Genomic DNA, 16,153 nt, shown 5'->3' with positions numbered 1-16,153 from the left:
GAGTGCCCTCCAGATGCCATGAGTGCTATACGGTCTTATGTGTGAATCTGACGGAATGGGCACGTGCGCAGGGGATTGCCCCACGTACCGCGTACCGCTGGTTCCGTGAGGGCGCTTTGCCGGTACTTGCGGAACGCGTGGGGCCGCGCACGGCCCTGGTGAACATCGACGCGAACACCTCACCTTCTGTGACCGGCGGTGCGGGTCTGTGTGACCGCGTCTCCTCGCACGATCAGAAGCCCGGCCTGGAGCGGCAGGCCGCTTGCCCGTCGGCGTGGGCGGCGAAGAACCGGGCGCGGAAGGCTCTCGAAGCGGCGGCTGCCGATGGGTGAGCCGAAGAAGAAGCAGATCCGTACCATCGACGCGCCATTCGTGGCGCCCGGGCCGTCCGGGGCGGCGGTACGCGACCGCCTCAAGCACCTCACCGACATGGACGACAAGGTGTTGCGGCTGGTCGGTCAACACCTCGGACGCCTCGCCTCGCTGGACCTCAAGAGCCGCTGCGCTGAGGGCCTGGACCACAACAGCGACACGTGGGCCGCCCGGAAACAGGGGCTGACGGCCGACTCCTCGTCCCGGTGGGCCGGTTCGATCACGAAGGCCACTCACGACCAGTGGGCGCTGTCCCGGCGCTGTCAGCTCGCCCACGTCCAAGGGCTCGAGGCCGGTGTGCGGACGCTGAAGCACCGCCTCTCCCAGCCGGTCGGGGAGAAGGGCACCAAGCTGCCCGCCCCGCTCGTCCATTTGGCCAACAGCAAGCACGGCCGGTACGTCCTCGCCACCCGCGTGCGGTTCCAGCACCGGGGAGCCGAGTGGCGTGACCGGATCGAAGACAACCGGGCCGTGGCCTACCGTATCCACCTGGACGTGGAGCGGGGCCGCTGGTACCTGACGGCATCGTGGACACGGCCCGTTGCCCAGACGATCCCGCTTCAGGCGGCGCGGTCTGAGGGCATGGCCGGCGTGGACACCAACGCCGACCACTTCGCCGCGGAGAAGACCCGCGAGAAGCACGGCAGGGGTAAGCGCTTCCGGCAGCTCATCTCCGGCATCCCCACCGGCAAGCTCAAGGCCCGGCTCGTGTCCATGGCCGCCGGACACGGCCTGTCGATCGTTGCCGTGGACCCGGCGTACACGTCGATGTGGGGCAATCAGCGCTGGAAGAAGCGCCTCACCTCGAAGAATCGGAAGATGTCCCGTCACGATGCCGCTGGCATCGCGATCGGGCGACGCGCCCTCGGGCACCCGATCCGGCGACGGACGGCACCGCCCCCGCAGCACCAGAGCGATGCTGCGGGGCATCGGACCGCCCGGGCCGGACCAGGCACACGAGGGCGTGAGGGAACCCGCCCACCCGTCACGGAGCGTGCACACGATGCACGCAGCCGGACGGGGACACAGCGAACGCGGGAGACCAGCGCATCCAACACCGTTCGGGACGCGCGCGGTTCCGGGAACTGGCAGCAAATGCCACTCCTGGACACTGTTCAGGAACGGTAGGGGGAAGGGAACCGGCGAGTGAGAGGCGGTAACCCCATGGCGTGGAGCGGGTCGCGGCGGGCCGTGCTGGCGGCGGCGGGCATGTCGCTGCTGGCGGCGGGCTGTCAGCCGAACGACGACGAGGACGGGAGGTCGCCCTTCACCGGCGAGAAGGGCGCGGGCGACAAGGTGCTGGCGGTGAAGATCGACAACGTCCCCGCAGCCCGGCCGCACACCGGGCTCGACGACGCCGACATCGTCTACACCGAACAGGTCGAGGCGGGCCTGAGCCGTCTCCTCGCCGTGTTCGCCTCCCGTCTCCCCGCCACCGTCGGCCCGGTGCGCAGCGCCCGGGAGTCCGATCTGGAGCTGCTGCGCCAGTTCGGCCATCCGGCCCTCGCCTACTCCGGCGCGCAGTCGAAGCTGCTGCCCGCGCTGGAGGCCGCGCCGCTGACCCCGCTGCCGCCGAGTGCCGTCGGCGACGCGTACGTACGCGGCCAGGACCGGCCCGCGCCGCACAACCTCTATCTGAAACCGGCCAGGGCCCTGCGCAAGGGCGGCGACGCGTCGGCACCCGACAGCATCGGCTTCCGCTTCGGCGCCGCGCCCGAGGGTGGCCGCGCCGCCGAGGAGCACACGGTGCGCTATCCCGGCGCGCGCTTCACGTACACCTGGTCGGCGGAGCGGCGCCGCTGGCTGGTGTCGATGGACGGCTCCCCCGCCCGGACGGACGAGGGCAAGCGGCTGAGCGCGGCGACGGTCGTCGTGCAGTACGTGACGATCCGCGACTCCAGGCTGAGCGACAGCGCGGGCAGCGTCACGCCGTACTCCGAGACGGTGGGTTCGGGGAAGGCGCTGGTGCTGCGGGACGGCAAGGAGTACGAGGGGCGCTGGGAGCGGTCGTCGGCGAGCGGCGGCACGACGTTCACCGACGACGAGGGGAACGGGATCTCCTTCGCGCGCGGCCCGGTGTGGGTGGCGCTCGCACCCAAACCGTGAGCGCGCCCAGGGGGCGGCTCACGGGACCGCTGGCGGGACCGCTCACGGGGTCTGGGCCCGCGCGGGATCTCGGACCCTCACTTCGACTCGATCCGGCCCATGGGTGCGGCGCTCTCCGACAGCGCGCGCCGCACCGCCGCCCAGCTCCCGTCCTCGACGCCGAGCGCGTGCCGCAGATAGGCCCAGGTGGCGCGCTGGACCAGGGCGACGCGTGCGGGGTTCTCGTCCGTCGTCTCGCGGGAGTCGTATCCGGTGATCCCGCCGAGCGAGTGCTCGGCGTCGAAGAGCGTGAGCAGGCTCTCGGCACCCGGGCTCAGGTGGTACGGGTCGGTGATCCACTCCGGTCCCCTGTCGGTGAACGGCAGGTCGTCCTTGTCCCCGGCGATCACGAGCGCCGGTGTGGTCATGTGCGTGAAGTCCGGGTTCATGAACGGGAAGTGCTCGGCCGCGAACGGCGTCAGATCGGCTCCGCCCTTCCCTGCCGTGGCGATCAGCACGCCCGCGGTGATCCGCGCGTCGGACAGGTCCTCCCCTTCCCCGCTCACCGGGTCGAGGACGCGCAGGCCCAGCAGGTTGCCCGCCGTCTGGCCGCCGAAGGAGTGTCCGGCGGCTGCGATACGGCCGCGGTCGAGGCGGCCGGCGAGCCCGGGTACGGCGGCCTCCAGCACGTCGAGCCGGTCGAGGATCCGCTTCATGTCCTCGACGCGGTACCGCCAGATCCGCGGTGTGCGGGGGTCGTCCTGGGGCAGGCCGACCGTCCTGGAGTCGAGGTGGGTGGGCTGGACGACCACGAAGCCGTGCGCGGCCCAGAAGTCGGCCAGGGGGCCGTAGCCGTCCAGCGACGAGCCGAAGCCGTGCGAGAGGAGGACGACCGGCAGCCCGCGTCCGGTCACCGGCGCGGAGACCCGCACCCGCAGGTCTTCGCCCCGGCCCGGCACCTCCAGCACCACGGGCTTCACCGAGACGACGGGCACGGGCTGGACGGTGGGGGCGGGTACGGGGGTGTGCGGCGTCGTGCCGGTCGCCGTCGTGTCTGAAGCGGTCATGGATGGACCTTCCTTCTGTGCCATCATGAGAAAACGGGACGGTGTCCCGGATCAAACATACGGGACAGTGTCCCGTTTAGCCAGGGCCGCATGGCCACGTCGACGGCGAAGGGAACGGTGCGGTGAGCGGCAGCGAGCAGGGTGCGGCGCGTGCACGGCCCAAACGGGCGGACGCGCGGCGCAACGAACAGGTGCTGCTCGACTCGGCCGCCGCGGTCTTCGTCGCGTCGGGCGTGGAGGCGCCGATCCGCGACATCGCGGCGAAGGCGGGTGTCGGTACGGCGACGATCTACCGCCACTTCCCCACCCGCGCCGACCTCATCGTGGCCGTCTACCGGCACCAGGTAGAGACGCTCGCCGAGGCCGGTCCGCGGCTGCTGGAGACCAGCGCGACGCCCTATGCGGCACTGGGGCAGTGGATGGATCTCTTCGTCGACTTCGTGGTCACCAAACAGGGGCTCGCCACCGTGCTCCAGTCCGACGACCCCTGCTACGACCCCCTGCACTCCTTCTTCCTGGAACGGCTCGTGCCCGTGTGCGGAGAACTGCTCGACGCGGCGACCGGTGCGGGCGAGATCCGCGCGGACATGGACCCCTACGAGCTGATGCGCGGCGTCGGCGGCCTGTGCGCGGGCGCCGGGAACAACCGGCGCTACGACACCCGGCGCCTGGTCGGCGTCCTCGTCGCGGGGCTGGGCCGGACGCGGGACTGAGGGCCGGCGCGTGCACCGTCGTCCGGTCGGACACGTCGGCGGAAAAGCACTGCTGACTCATTGTCAGCCGGGGTCATGGCTGACATCCTCTCTTCGCCTTTACCGGGAAGTAGCCGAGGAGCGCCCGTGCGAGAAGCCACCCCCCAGCAGCCGAAGCCGAAGCCGGAGCCGAGAACGGGAACGCGGACAGGGACGGGAACGCGGACAGGGACAGGGACTCCAGGGGCGCCGCCGCGCCGGAGCGTGCTGTGGGCCGGTGCAGGCGCCGCGGCAGGCGGTCTCGGGCTCGCCGGTGCCCACGCGGCGCCCGCGCACGCCGAAGCGCGCCACGCCACCACCCCGGCGGACGCGGCCACGGCGGCCGGCGAGACCACCCCGTACCTCGTCGGACGGGGTGTCGCCGACGCGACGGGTGAGGTCGCGGAAGTCGGCATGATGGGCTACGGCCGTGTCGACCAGCAGGCCGAGGGGCTGCACACCCGCCTGCGCGCCCGCGCCTTCGTCGTCGCGGAGGCCGCTGAACCGGACTCCCGCGTCGCCCTCGTCGTCGTCGACTCGCCCATGATCTTCGAGAGCGTGCACCAGGCCGTGCTGCGGCGGCTGGCCGAGCGCTACGGCGATCTCTACACCCTCGCCAACGTGATGCTGACGGCCACGCACACCCACGCGGGCCCCGGCGGCTACTCCCACCACCTCCTCTACAACCTCACCACCCTGGGCTTCCACAAGAAGACCTTCGACGCAGTCACGGACGGCATCGTCGAGGCCGTCGTGCGCGCACACGAGGACCTCGCGCCCTCCCGGCTGACGCTGACACACGGCGAGCTGAAGGACTCCAGCGTCAACCGGTCCCGAGGGGCGTTCGAGCGCAACCCCGCCGAGGTGAAGCGGCACTTCCCGGACGCCATCGACCCGCAGACCACACTGCTGCGCGTCGAGCGCGAGGGGCGCGCCGTGGGCGCCGTCAACTGGTTCGCCACGCACGGCACCAGCATGTCCGGGGACAACAGGCTGATCAGCTCCGACAACAAGGGCTACGCGGCCCTGCACTGGGAGCGCGAGGTCGAGCACGGCGACTATCTCGAGGACTACACCGGCGACGGCACGCCCGGCTTCGTCGCCGCCTTCGCGCAGACCAACGCGGGCGACATGTCCCCGAACCTCTCCCTCACTCCCCCGACCACCCCCGAGGACTTCGCGCACACCAGGGCCAGCGGGCTGCGCCAGTACGGCGCCGCGGCGCAGCAGCTCGACCAGCGCGGTACCGAGGTCGAGGGCGGGGTGGACGCGCGGCTCGTCTACATCGACCTGTCCGACGTCACCGTCGAGCCGGAGTTCACCGGCGACGGCAGGACGCACAAGACGGCGAAGCCCGCCATCGGCGCGTCCATGGCGGCGGGCAGCCTGGAGGACGGCCCGGCCTTCCCCGGGTTCACGGAGGGCGAGAACCCGCTCTGGGACACCATCTCCGACTCGATCGTGTACAACGCCTCGCCGGAACTGCGCGAGGCCCAGGCCCCGAAGGGCATCTTCGTGCCCATCGGGGAGCTGAACCACATCTACCCGTGGGTGCAGGAGCAGGTCCCGGTGCAGTTGCTGCGCGTCGGCCGGCTCCATCTGATCGGTGTGCCGGGCGAGGTGACCATCGCGGCGGGGCTGCGGCTGCGGCGCACCGTCGCCGGGATCGTGGGGGCCGAGCTGCGGGACGTGCTCGTCGCCGGTTACGCCAACGCGTACTTCCACTACCTGACCACGCCCGAGGAGTACGACGCGCAGCAGTACGAGGGCGGCAGCACCCTCTTCGGGCGGTGGCAGTTGCCCGCGCTCCAGCAGACGGCCGCCCGGCTGGCGCGGGCCGTGCGGGACGGGGAGGAGCTGCCGGTCGGGCCCGTCGCGCCCGACATCGCGGACAAGGCGCTGGCCCTGCAACCGCCCGTCGTGCTCGACGCGCCGCCGCTGGGCCGGAAGTTCGGCGACGTCCTCACCGAGCCCCGCGCCGCCTACCGCCCCGGCGAGCGGGTCACCGCCGTCTTCGCGGGGGCCCACCCGGGGAACGACACGCACCGGGGCGGCACCTATCTGCGCGTGGAGCGCCAGGACGGCGGGAGCGGCGGGGACGGCGGGGACGGCGCCTGGCGGACGGTCGCCGACGACGGGGACTGGGCGACCACCTTCCGCTGGGCCCGCGAGGGCGTCGCCGCCTCGAAGGTGACCGTGTCCTGGGACATCCCCGAGGGCACGGAGCCGGGGACGTACCGGATCAGCTACCACGGCGATGCCAAACCCCTGGTGGGCACGGTCCGCGCCATTTCCGGGACGACGAGGGCGTTCACGGTGGGGTGACGGCGCCCTTGCCGGAGGCGCGGCCTGCCGGAGCGCTCCCGCACGCTTAGGTCCGCCGTGTGAATTTCCCGGGGCTACAGGGCCGAACGGGGGCACACAGGCGACGTCCACACGGATTCCCCTGCTAAGTCTTCGGCGAGCCGACAGAACCAGGGAGTTCCCGTATGACGCTCTCCGAGTCCCGGCCGCGGCTGGCCGTCATCGTGGCCGAAGGCTTCGCCGAAGGGTCCCGGGCCCACAAGACCGCGCTCAGCGCCGCCGCCGACGGCTGGGACGTCACCCTGTTCACCCGGGTTACGGATACGGGCGCGAGTGGGGGCGGGGGCGGAGGTGGGGGCACGGGGGATGCGCCGACGCGCTCCGCGCTCGGGCCCGTCTCCCTGGTCCGGGTCCCGGTCGGCGACGCGATGCGCGTCAGGGCCGAGGCGGCACAGCAGCGCCGCCGCCTGCGCCGCAGGCTCACCCAGCCGGGGCTGCGCACGGCCGCTTCGCTGGCGCGCCGCCGCGCGGCGCACGCGGCGTGGGTACGGGAGAACTCCGCGCGGGTGGGCTGGACGTACGCGGCGCAGGACGCCGAAGACCCCGCGCGCGGCCTCGCGGGCGGGAAGATGCTGCGCGTGGCGGCAGCGGCGGTGAGGTGTCTGCACACGTCACGCGTACGGGTGCGGGACGGCGCCCACCGGATGCGGATGCGCGCCTACCACTGGGAGGAGCGGCACGCTCCGGGACGGGCACGCCCCAGCGGCCACTGGCGCGAGGACTGCCCGGAACTCCTGGACCTGGACCTCGCGTTCGGCCCCGCCGTCGAGGAGACCGAGCCCGACCTCATCCACGCCGCCGGGGCGCCCGTGCTCGCCACCGCCGCGCTGAGCGCGGCACGGCTGAGGGCGCGGGGGCGCCGCTGCGCCTGGGTGTACGACGCCCACGACTACGCGCGGGGCGCCGCGTGGACGGACGCGCACCGCTGGAGCGCGGGCAGGTCGGCCGAGCGCGAGTTCATCCGTCGCGCGCACGGGGTGGTCGCGCCCTCGCCCGAGATCGCGGAGACGCTGCACACGGACCACGGGCTCGGCAAGGAGCCGCTGGTGGTACGGGACATGCCGCGCGTCGGGGTGTCCACGGCCGGGTCCGACGGGTCCGACGGATCCCACGTATCCGTTCGCGAGGTGTGCGGGCTGCGGGCCGGTGTGCCCCTTCTCGTCCACGCGGGCGACGTCGGGCCTGGGCACGGGCTCGACACGGTCGTCGGCGCGCTGCCCGGCCTCCCCGAACACCACCTCGCGCTCGTGCACGACGGGAGCGGGGAGGCGGAGGACGCCGGGGACGCCGGGAACGCCGGGTGGGAGGAACTGCTGGCCCTGGCCGGGTCCCTGGGCGTACGCGACCGGGTGCACACCGTGCCCCGTACCGGCGAGGACTGCGCACACCCGCACGACCCGCGCTTTCTCGCCTCCGCCGACCTCGGCCTGGTCTGCGCTCGGCGCACATCGCAGCGCGAGCTGACGCTGCCGGACGAGTGCGCCGCGTATCTGCGCGCGGGCCTCCCCCTGGTGGTCGGCGAGGTGCGCACGGCACGGGAGCACGTGGCGGCGCACGGGGCGGGCGTCGTCTTCGACCCCGAGGAGACCGGCTCCCTGGCCGAGGCCGTACGCGAGGCGACAGCTTCGCTGGGTGTGCTGATGCGACGGATCACGGGGCCGGTGCGCGAGGAGCTGTCCTGGGGGCACCAGGCGGCCGGTCTGCTGGACCTCTACCGCGAGATCACCGGACACGAGCCCGTACCGACACCGGTCCCGGAGCCCGAAACCGCGCACCCGGAACCCGCCCCTGAGCCCGAAACGGCGGCCACGGACACCGGCCTCTCCCCCACCGCGTCCACACCCGCCGCCCCGCGCGGCTGGGCCAAGCTCAGCAGCACGCCGGTACGCCTCGGACTCGGCCCCGCCAACTACGCGGGCCAGCTCGCCTCGTTCGCCAGGGCGGTGTGCGACGCGCGCCCCGATGTGTCCGCCGAGGTGTTCACGGCCACGTCGTCCGGCTCCTTCGGCTACCCCTCCGACGTACTGCTCGACAACCGCCACCTGAACCGGCTCGACGTGCAGCTCGACCAGGTCCGGCGGGTGCTCGGCGGCTACACCCATCTGCTCGCCGACGCCTTCCGCCCCGTGCTCGGCACACTCAACGGCAACCACATCGCCGGGGACCTGCCCGCGCTGCGCCGGGCCGGGATCAAGGTCGCGCTGCTCGCGCACGGCAGCGAGGTGCGGCACCCGCTGCGGCACATGGATCAGCATCCGCACTCGCTCTTCCACGACGCGCCCGAGGGGCTGACGGAGGCGCTCGTCAAGAAGGCCGAGCGCAACCGCGACGTGGCCGAGCAGAGCGGCCTCCCGCTCTTCGCGACCACGCCCGACCTGCTGGACGACCTTCCCCCGTGGGCCGTGTGGGCGCCGCTCGTCATCGACGTGGACGCCTGGGCGTGTGACCGCCCGGTGCTGCGGCGCAGGCGTCCCGTCGTCCTGCACGCACCCTCGAAGCGCTGGACGAAGGGCACCGAGCGCGTGCTCCCTGTGCTCCAGGACCTGCACGAGCGCGGTGCGATCGACTTCCGGCTGGCGGAGGGCGTGCCCTGGCCGAGGATGCGGGGCATGGTGCGGGAGGCGGACATCGTCGTGGACCAGTTCGCCGTCGGCAGCTACGGGACGTTCGGCTGCGAGGGGATGGCCGCGGGCAAGCCGGTGGTGGCGTTCCTGAGCGAGGCGGTCGCCAAAGCCGTCGGCAGCGAGGTGCCCGTCGTCAACACGACGGCCGACGGGCTGCGTCCGGCCCTGGAGTCCCTGCTCGACGACCGCGAGGAGGCCGCCAGGCTGGGCACAGCCGCCGCCGACTTCGCCCGCGCACACCACGACGGCCGCCGCACGGCGCAGGTCCTGAACCGCTTCCTGTCCTCCTGAGCGGTACGGGCCAGCGCCGTGCGGCGGCGCGCTGGTGCGTCGGGCGGGGTCAGTTCACGTCGGAGGCGTCCAGCCGGTAGAGGGAGCCGCTCGACGAGGAACCGGACTTCTCGGAGCTGGAACCGGAGCCGGAGTCGCCGGAACTGGAGCCGCTGGAGCCGCTGTACGCGTCGGAGGACACCTTGGAGCCGTGCTTCTCGACCCAGTCGCTCACCTCGGTGTCGGTGCCGCCGCCGGGGCCGCCTCCGCTGCTGCCCAGCATGATGTAGTGCAGCTTGCCCTCCTTCACCAGCGCCTTCAGCTTGGTCAGCGTCATGGCCTTGTCGCTGCCGGTCCAGCCGCCCATGGAGAGTGCAGGCCGGCCGCTCGACAGGATGATGGACGAGGCCGGCTGGTCGTTGGACACGGCCACCAGCCAGGTGGCGCCGTCCTGGTGCTTCTTGAGGTACGAGAGCATCGCGGAGCTGACGTCACCACCGGGACCGCCGCCCTTTCCGCCGCTGCCCTTGCCGCTCTGGCCGCTCTCGCCGCCCGAGGGGGGCTGGCCCATGCCGCCGCTCCGCTGCCCGTCACCCGGCGCACCCCCGGAGGGCGCACCGCCGGAGGGCGCACCGCCCGAGCCGCCGCCAGGACCACCGCTCCGGCCCGCCTGACCACCCGGGCCGCCCATGCCGCCGCCGGGGCCGCCCATGCCGCCGCCCGTGCTGGGACCGGCCGTCGGGTTGGTGCCGTTCATGCCGCCGCCCGAGGACACCGTGGTGGAGACCGCGTACGCGGTCGGCCCCGCCAGCATCGCCACCAGTGAGGCGAGCACCGCGACCGCCATCAGCCTGCCCCGCCGCACCCCCCTGCCGACGCCGCGCCCGAAGCGCGAGACCAGCAGCGCGGCCACCGCGACCGCACCGGCGACGCCGATGGCGGGCATCAGCCACGCGTTCCAGCCGTCCGTACGGGCCAGCAGCACGATCGCCCACGCCGCCGTCCCCGCGACGGCGACGGGCAGCACCCACGCCCACCGCGCGCCCCGGTGCCTGAAGGCGCGGTACAACGCCACCCCGCCCGCGCCGCACAGCGCCGCGATGGCGGGGGCCATGGCGGTCACGTAGTACGGGTGGAAGGTGCCCTCGGAGAGGCTGAAGACCAGGTAGTGCAGGACGAGCCAGCCGCCCCACAGGAGCAGCGACGCACGCTGGACGTCGGTGCGCGGGCGTCGTGCGCGCAAGATCAGCGCGGCCACCAGGGCGACGGCGGCGAAGGGGATCAGCCAGGAGATCTGGCCGCCCACGATGTCGTTGAAGAGCCGTCCGATCCCGGCCTGTCCGCCGAAACCGCCGCCCTGACCGCCGCCACCGCCACCGCCGCCCTGGCCGCCGCTCTCGCCGAAGACGCGGCCGAGGCCGTTGTAGCCGATGACCAGGTCCCAGACCGTGTTGTCCGTGCTGCCGCCGATGTACGGGCGGCTGTCGGCCGGGACCCGGTCGACGACGAACATCCACCAGCCGCTGGAGACCACGAGCGCGACCGCCGCCACCGCCAGGTTGCGCAGCCGCCTGCCCAGGGAGGCGCGGGCCGCCACCACGTAGGCGAGGAAGAAGGCGGGCAGCACGATGTACGCCTGGAGCATCTTGGTGTTGAAGGCGAAGCCGATGGCCACCGCGGCCCACACCAGCGGCAGCAGCGTGCCGCGCCGGATGGCCCGCAGCGTGCCCGTGGCGCCGATGAGCATGAGCAGCACCAGGACCGGGTCCGGGTTGTTGTCCCGCGTGATCGCCACCGTCATGGGCGTCAGGGCCAGGACGAGCGCGGCGACGGTCGCCGCGACGTGTCCGAAGCCGCTGCGCACCATGCGGTACAGCAGGGCGACCGACGCCACCCCTGCCGCCGCCATGGGCAGCATCATCTGCCAGGTGCCGAAGCCGAGGACGCGGCACGAGAGCCCCATCACCCACAGCGCGAACGGTGGCTTGTCCACCGTGATGAAGCTGCCCGCGTCGAGGGCTCCGAAGAAGAACGCCTTCCAGCTCTGGGTGCCGCTGTAGACGGCGGCGGTGTAGAAGGAGTTCGCCTGTCCGACCGAGGACAGGTTCCACAGGTAGAGGACCGCGGCGAGGGCGAGGACCGCCCACAGCGCGGGCCGGGCCCACCGTGGATCGTTGGGATGCCCCAGGAGGAGCCTTCTCGCGCCCCCCGGAGTGGCGGGCGGTGAGGACTGTGTCGCGTGTGCCATGCCAGGAAGACTCGCGTTCTTCCCTGTCAGGGCGCTGTGCCGGAGCTTTCCCCCGCATGAGAGACAGCGGATTCACAGCTCGCGCACAGCTCACTTCTCCGTCGTCGCCGCCAGCCTGGACCTGCGCACCCCGTACCCGAAGTACAGCGCGAGCCCTGCGGCCATCCACACGCCGAAGACCACCCACGTCGCCTCGTCGAGGCTGCCCATCATCCACAGGCACAGCCCGAGCCCCAGCAGCGGGGTGAGCGGGGCCAACGGGGCGCGGAAGGCGCGGGGCATCGACGGGCGGGTACGGCGCAGCACCAGCACGGCGATGTTGACGAGCGCGAAGGCGAAGAGGGTGCCGATGCTGGTGGCGTCGGCCAGCCGCCCGAGCGGCACGGCGGCGGCGAGCGCGCCGCAGAAGAGCGAGACGACGACGGTGTTGGCGCGCGGCGCGCCCGTGCGCGGGTGGACCCTGGACAGGAAGGCGGGCACGAGTCCGTCGCGCGACATCGCGAAGAGGACGCGGGTCTGCCCGTAGAGCACGGTGAGCACGACGCTGGCGATGGCCACGACGGCTCCGGCCGCGAGCAGCACCGCCCAGAACTCGTGCCCGGTGACGGAGGTGAGGATTCCGGCGAGCGCGGCCTCCGAGCCCTCGAAGTCCCGCCACGGGTGCGCGCCGACGGCGACGGCGGCGACGAGCACGTAGAGCGCGGTCACGATGACGAGGGAGAGGATGATCGCGCGGGGCAGGTCGCGCTGCGGGTTCGTGGCCTCCTCGCCCGCCGTCGAGGCGGCGTCGAAGCCGATGTACGAGAAGAAGAGGGTGGCACCGGCCGCGCTGACCCCGGCCATGCCGAGCGGCATGAAGGGCGTGTAGTTGCCTGCGCGTACGCCCGCGAAGGCCACAGCGCAGAACAGCAGCAGCGCGAGGATCTTCACGACGACCATGACGGTGTTGGCGCGGGCGCTCTCGCGGGCCCCGCCCAGGAGGAACGCCATCGCGAGGAGGACGACGAGCAGCGCGGGCAGGTTGAAGACGCCGCCGTCGCCCGGGGGCGCGGCGAGCGCGGCGGGGATGGTGAAGCCGAGGGTGCCGCGCAGGAGTTCGTTGAGGTAGTCGCCCCAGCCGACGGCCACGGCGGCGACGGAGACCCCGTACTCCAGGATCAGACACCAGCCGCAGATCCAGGCGACGAGTTCGCCGAGGGTGGCGTAGGCGTACGAGTAGGAGGAGCCGGAGACCGGGATGGTGCCCGCCAGCTCGGCGTAGGAGAGCGCGGTGAGCCCCGCGATGACGAAGGAGAGCGTGACGGCGGGGCCCGCGTCCGGCACGGCCTCGCCCAGGACGACGAAGATGCCGGTGCCCAGCGTCGCGCCGATGCTGATCATCGTGAGCTGCCACATGCCCAGGGAGCGGCGCAGGGTGCCGCCCTCGCCCTTGCCGCCGTCGGCGATCAGCGCCTCGACGGGCTTGCGCCGCATGACCCGCGCGAGGGGCCCGGGTCGCCCGGGGTCCGGCGCGCCGCCTGGGCGGCCTGCCGGGTCTCCCCCGGGCCCCTCGCCTCCGGTGTCGTCTCGGGCGGGCGGCGTGGCGCTGTGGTCCAACACGCGGGGGCTCCTTCATCGCTGCCGGTCGGGCGGCGCGGACCGCCTCGCGCCACACGGCGCACAGCGCACGGCGGCCCGCGCGCCTCGGCGGACGAAGCGCGCTGGGGAACCGCCGAGCCGACGGTCCCCGCCACTCCACGTACAGCGCACGACCCTATGAGCTGGGCCTGCGCGCGGGTAACGCACCACCCTTGCGCATCGCCGGATGATCATTGCGCCGACGGAGGCGGGACCGTGGATTCGTTGCGGAGCGCAGCCGGAGGCGACGTCGGGACGGCTCCGGGGGCAGCCCGGAGCGCACGAGCCGGGCACCGGGCCCGCCCCGGCGCGAAGGAGCCCCACCGAGTGCGGGCCCATGTCAGGCCCGGGACGGCCCCCGGCGCGACGGGGTCCGACCGGGCGCGAAGCGGCGTCGGGTGCCGGGCGCCCGTGCGCCCTCGGGCACCTCGCACCCCACACCTCGCACCCGGCGCCGGCGCCGGGGCCGGGGCCGGGGCCGGTCAGGGACGGGCCGCCCCTGCCACTCCCGTCACCCCTGCCGTCCGCGCGCACATGCCCGCGCACGCGAGGAGGCCGCACGCCCAGCCCGTGCGGCCTCCGGTTCCGTGCGGCCTCTGGTTCCGCGGGCCCGGACCGGCGTCCGGCGCCGGGCCCCTGGCGTCCGCTACCGGGCCAGCGGAGCCACGACCCAGTGGCGGGAGACGTAGCCGTTGTCGTCGGTGAACTCGACGAGCTTGCGGGCCGCGAGATACGCCTCGTTGCCCTCGATCTCGTAGCCGACCTCCTTGCTGCCCGGCACCTCGACCGGCGCGCCGCGCCCGATGCCGCCGTCCGCCGGGGTACGGATGTCCAGTTCGGCGATCAGTCGCGCCTGGGCCGCGTCGAGCGCCTCCTCGGGCGGGGTGAGGGGCGGCGTCGAGCCGCTGGGGAGCTTCGCTCCCTGGCCCTGGGGCGACGGCTCGATGGCCGCCGTCTTCAGCCGCCCGCTGGTGCGGACCGCCTCGCGGGTGGAGAGCTGCGCGGAGACGATCGTGCCGTCGTTGTCGACGGAGACCCGTATCTCGCCGCGGCCGGGCGTGACGACGGGGATGCCGTCGAACGTCTGCCGGAACGTCACCAGTGTCTCCAGACGCTGCGGCTTCTCGATCGCGCCGTCCTTGCTGCCGCAGCACTGCATCAGGTGGTGGACGCCGTCGAGGACGAGGTCGCCGTCCTGTCCCGCTCCCTGTCCCAGTCCCTGCTCGTGCTGCCGCCGCGCGAAGTCACGGGCGATGTCGATGGCGCGCTCCTCGTCGATGGCCTCGCGGTTCGCGAGGTTCGCGTCGGCGAGCTTGAGCCAGCGGCTGGCCTGCGGGCCCGTGGCGATCTGCCGTTCGCCCTCGGTGGCGCTCGCGACGCCGAGCCGGTCGATCTCCACCTCGGCGAGCGACCGCTGCCCGAAGTCGGCGCGCTGTCCGAGCGCCGCCAGTTCCTCGCTGGGGCTGCGCGGCGCCAGCTCGACGACCGAGGGCTGCGACGGCACGTCGAGCGTCGCCTCCCGCACGCTGGTGCTCGCGTTGTACCAGCGCCACGCGTACCAGTCGTCGTGCACGTGGTCGGCGGAGAGCAGCCGTTCGGTGTTGAGCCTGTTGACGGCCTCGTCGCGGGTGGCGCCGCACGCGGTGACGGAGGGTGCCTGGCGCGTGTAGATGCGCCAGCTCGCGTCCAGCCACGCCTGCGCGAACGTCTTGTTCTTCCGCCACTCCTCCCAGAAGAACTTGCCGTAGTTGGCGTTGTCGATGCTGACGGTCTCGAAGCCGAAGAGCATCCGGAAGCCGAGGTTGGGGCCTCCCCAGGTGCGGACGGGGCTGTGTCCGTCGAGGACGCGGCACGAGAGACAGGTCGACCAGAAGACGTAGTTGACCTTCTCGTTGCCCAGCTTCATCGTGTTCGAGCGTGCGTCGGTGCGGTTGTCCCACTTCGCGCCCATCGGTGCGACGAAGGTGCCGTCGCCGAGCATCGTGCCGTGGCCCGAGTGGTAGGCGGCCATGACGGCGTCCATGCCGTAGCGGTCCTGCCAGTTGTCGTACGTCTCCTCGTAGGCCCACACGGCGACGCCGGAGTCGGCGAACCAGAAGTTGCGGTCGCTGAACTGCAACAGGTAGTCGAGGAAGCCCGTCGCGTCCTCGTGCGTCAGGCGCAGCGAACTCGCACTCGCGAAGGTCTCGATGCTGAACGCGCCCCACTTCCCCGCGGTGGAGTCCCGCTCGCCCGTCGGCTTCTGCACGTCGAGCGGCGACGGCCCCCTGTCGGAGTAGATCATGCGCATGGTGTCTCCCCCTCCGGGACGAGCCCCGGCCGGTCACCCGCCGGGCATCGGAAGTCCACCCGGTCGCTTGCCGGGGCGGGGGCGCAGCATGTCACCGGGGCAAGGGGGTCACAAGGGCGTGTTCCGGCTGGTCGGAGCGGCATCTCAGGCATCGCGCGGGTACTGGTGAAGCGACCGTCACAGGGGGCGGAGGCGCCGGTTCCGCGAACGCCGGGGCGCGTCCGCGTGAAGGAGCCGAGACGGGACGCGTCCGGCCCGCCGGACGCGTGGCCCCTGCCACGGGTCCACTTCGGCCGACGGGCAACTTCCGGCCGGATGGCCGGTTTCCGGAACGCCGTTGCCGTCGGGGACGACGGTCACGACCGCTGTCCCCGACGGCCCGTTAGGCGGCACGGAACCCGAAGGCCGGGCGGGCGAAGAAGGCGCCCACAGGGATTCCGGGCGCCCCCGTACGGCCAGGGGGTGTCTTCGGAGTAGCGTCGTCC

General features: G+C 73.0%; 10 protein-coding genes. 6 read left to right on the top strand and 4 right to left on the bottom strand.

Annotation, left to right across the window (positions count from 1 at the left end):
• Positions 1-41: 41 nt before the first annotated feature.
• From ACWGJ2_RS12975 to ACWGJ2_RS12965, 3 genes are read left to right on the top strand one after another with little or no spacing between them, the layout of a single operon-like run.
• A complete protein-coding gene (locus ACWGJ2_RS12975) occupies positions 42-332 on the top strand; it encodes a hypothetical protein (protein ID WP_453346109.1) in 291 nt (96 codons plus the stop codon).
• On the top strand, positions 325-1,500 hold the full coding sequence (locus tag ACWGJ2_RS12970; RefSeq protein WP_453346108.1) for a transposase: 1,176 nt from the start codon (positions 325-327) through the stop codon (positions 1,498-1,500). The genes ACWGJ2_RS12975 and ACWGJ2_RS12970 overlap by 8 nt, the downstream gene beginning before the upstream one ends.
• A 36-nt stretch (positions 1,501-1,536) precedes the next feature.
• Complete coding sequence (locus ACWGJ2_RS12965) at positions 1,537-2,478, top strand: DUF3048 domain-containing protein (RefSeq protein ID WP_453346107.1); 942 nt, start codon at positions 1,537-1,539, stop codon at positions 2,476-2,478.
• 77 nt (positions 2,479-2,555) lie between these two features.
• On the opposite strand, the gene ACWGJ2_RS12960 is transcribed toward ACWGJ2_RS12965, so the two are convergent.
• Positions 2,556-3,524, bottom strand: a complete 969-nt coding sequence (locus ACWGJ2_RS12960) for an alpha/beta hydrolase family protein (protein ID WP_453346106.1) — start codon at positions 3,522-3,524, stop codon at positions 2,556-2,558.
• Positions 3,525-3,646: 122 nt separating this feature from the next.
• On the opposite strand from ACWGJ2_RS12960, the gene ACWGJ2_RS12955 reads away from it, so the two are divergent.
• From ACWGJ2_RS12955 to ACWGJ2_RS12945, 3 genes are all read left to right on the top strand, one after another.
• Positions 3,647-4,237: a TetR/AcrR family transcriptional regulator gene (locus ACWGJ2_RS12955; protein WP_453346105.1), complete on the top strand. Its 591-nt coding sequence runs from the start codon at positions 3,647-3,649 to the stop codon at positions 4,235-4,237.
• A 243-nt stretch (positions 4,238-4,480) separates the two neighbouring features.
• Positions 4,481-6,580 (top strand): neutral/alkaline non-lysosomal ceramidase N-terminal domain-containing protein, encoded by a 2,100-nt coding sequence (locus tag ACWGJ2_RS12950; RefSeq protein WP_453346104.1) that lies wholly within the window; start codon positions 4,481-4,483, stop codon positions 6,578-6,580.
• A 164-nt stretch (positions 6,581-6,744) separates the two neighbouring features.
• Entirely contained in the window at positions 6,745-9,534 is a 2,790-nt protein-coding gene (locus ACWGJ2_RS12945) for a glycosyltransferase (RefSeq protein ID WP_453346103.1), read from the top strand.
• A gap of 49 nt (positions 9,535-9,583) precedes the next feature.
• Here the strand turns inward: ACWGJ2_RS12945 and ACWGJ2_RS12940 are convergent, their stop codons facing one another.
• From ACWGJ2_RS12940 to ACWGJ2_RS12930, 3 genes are all read right to left on the bottom strand, one after another.
• On the bottom strand, positions 9,584-11,761 hold the full coding sequence (locus ACWGJ2_RS12940; RefSeq protein WP_453346102.1) for a glycosyltransferase family 39 protein: 2,178 nt from the start codon (positions 11,759-11,761) through the stop codon (positions 9,584-9,586).
• A gap of 90 nt (positions 11,762-11,851) precedes the next feature.
• The gene (locus ACWGJ2_RS12935; protein WP_453346101.1) at positions 11,852-13,360 is read right to left on the bottom strand and encodes an amino acid permease; all 1,509 of its coding nucleotides are present in this window, start codon (positions 13,358-13,360) and stop codon (positions 11,852-11,854) included.
• A 664-nt stretch (positions 13,361-14,024) separates the two neighbouring features.
• Positions 14,025-15,668 (bottom strand): DUF6345 domain-containing protein, encoded by a 1,644-nt coding sequence (locus ACWGJ2_RS12930; protein ID WP_453346100.1) that lies wholly within the window; start codon positions 15,666-15,668, stop codon positions 14,025-14,027.
• Positions 15,669-16,153: the final 485 nt, after the last annotated feature.

The organism is Streptomyces sp. NPDC054796 (assembly GCF_053611545.1).
Note: the sequence above shows the minus strand (reverse complement) of the source record. Positions and strands in the feature narration are given on the sequence as shown.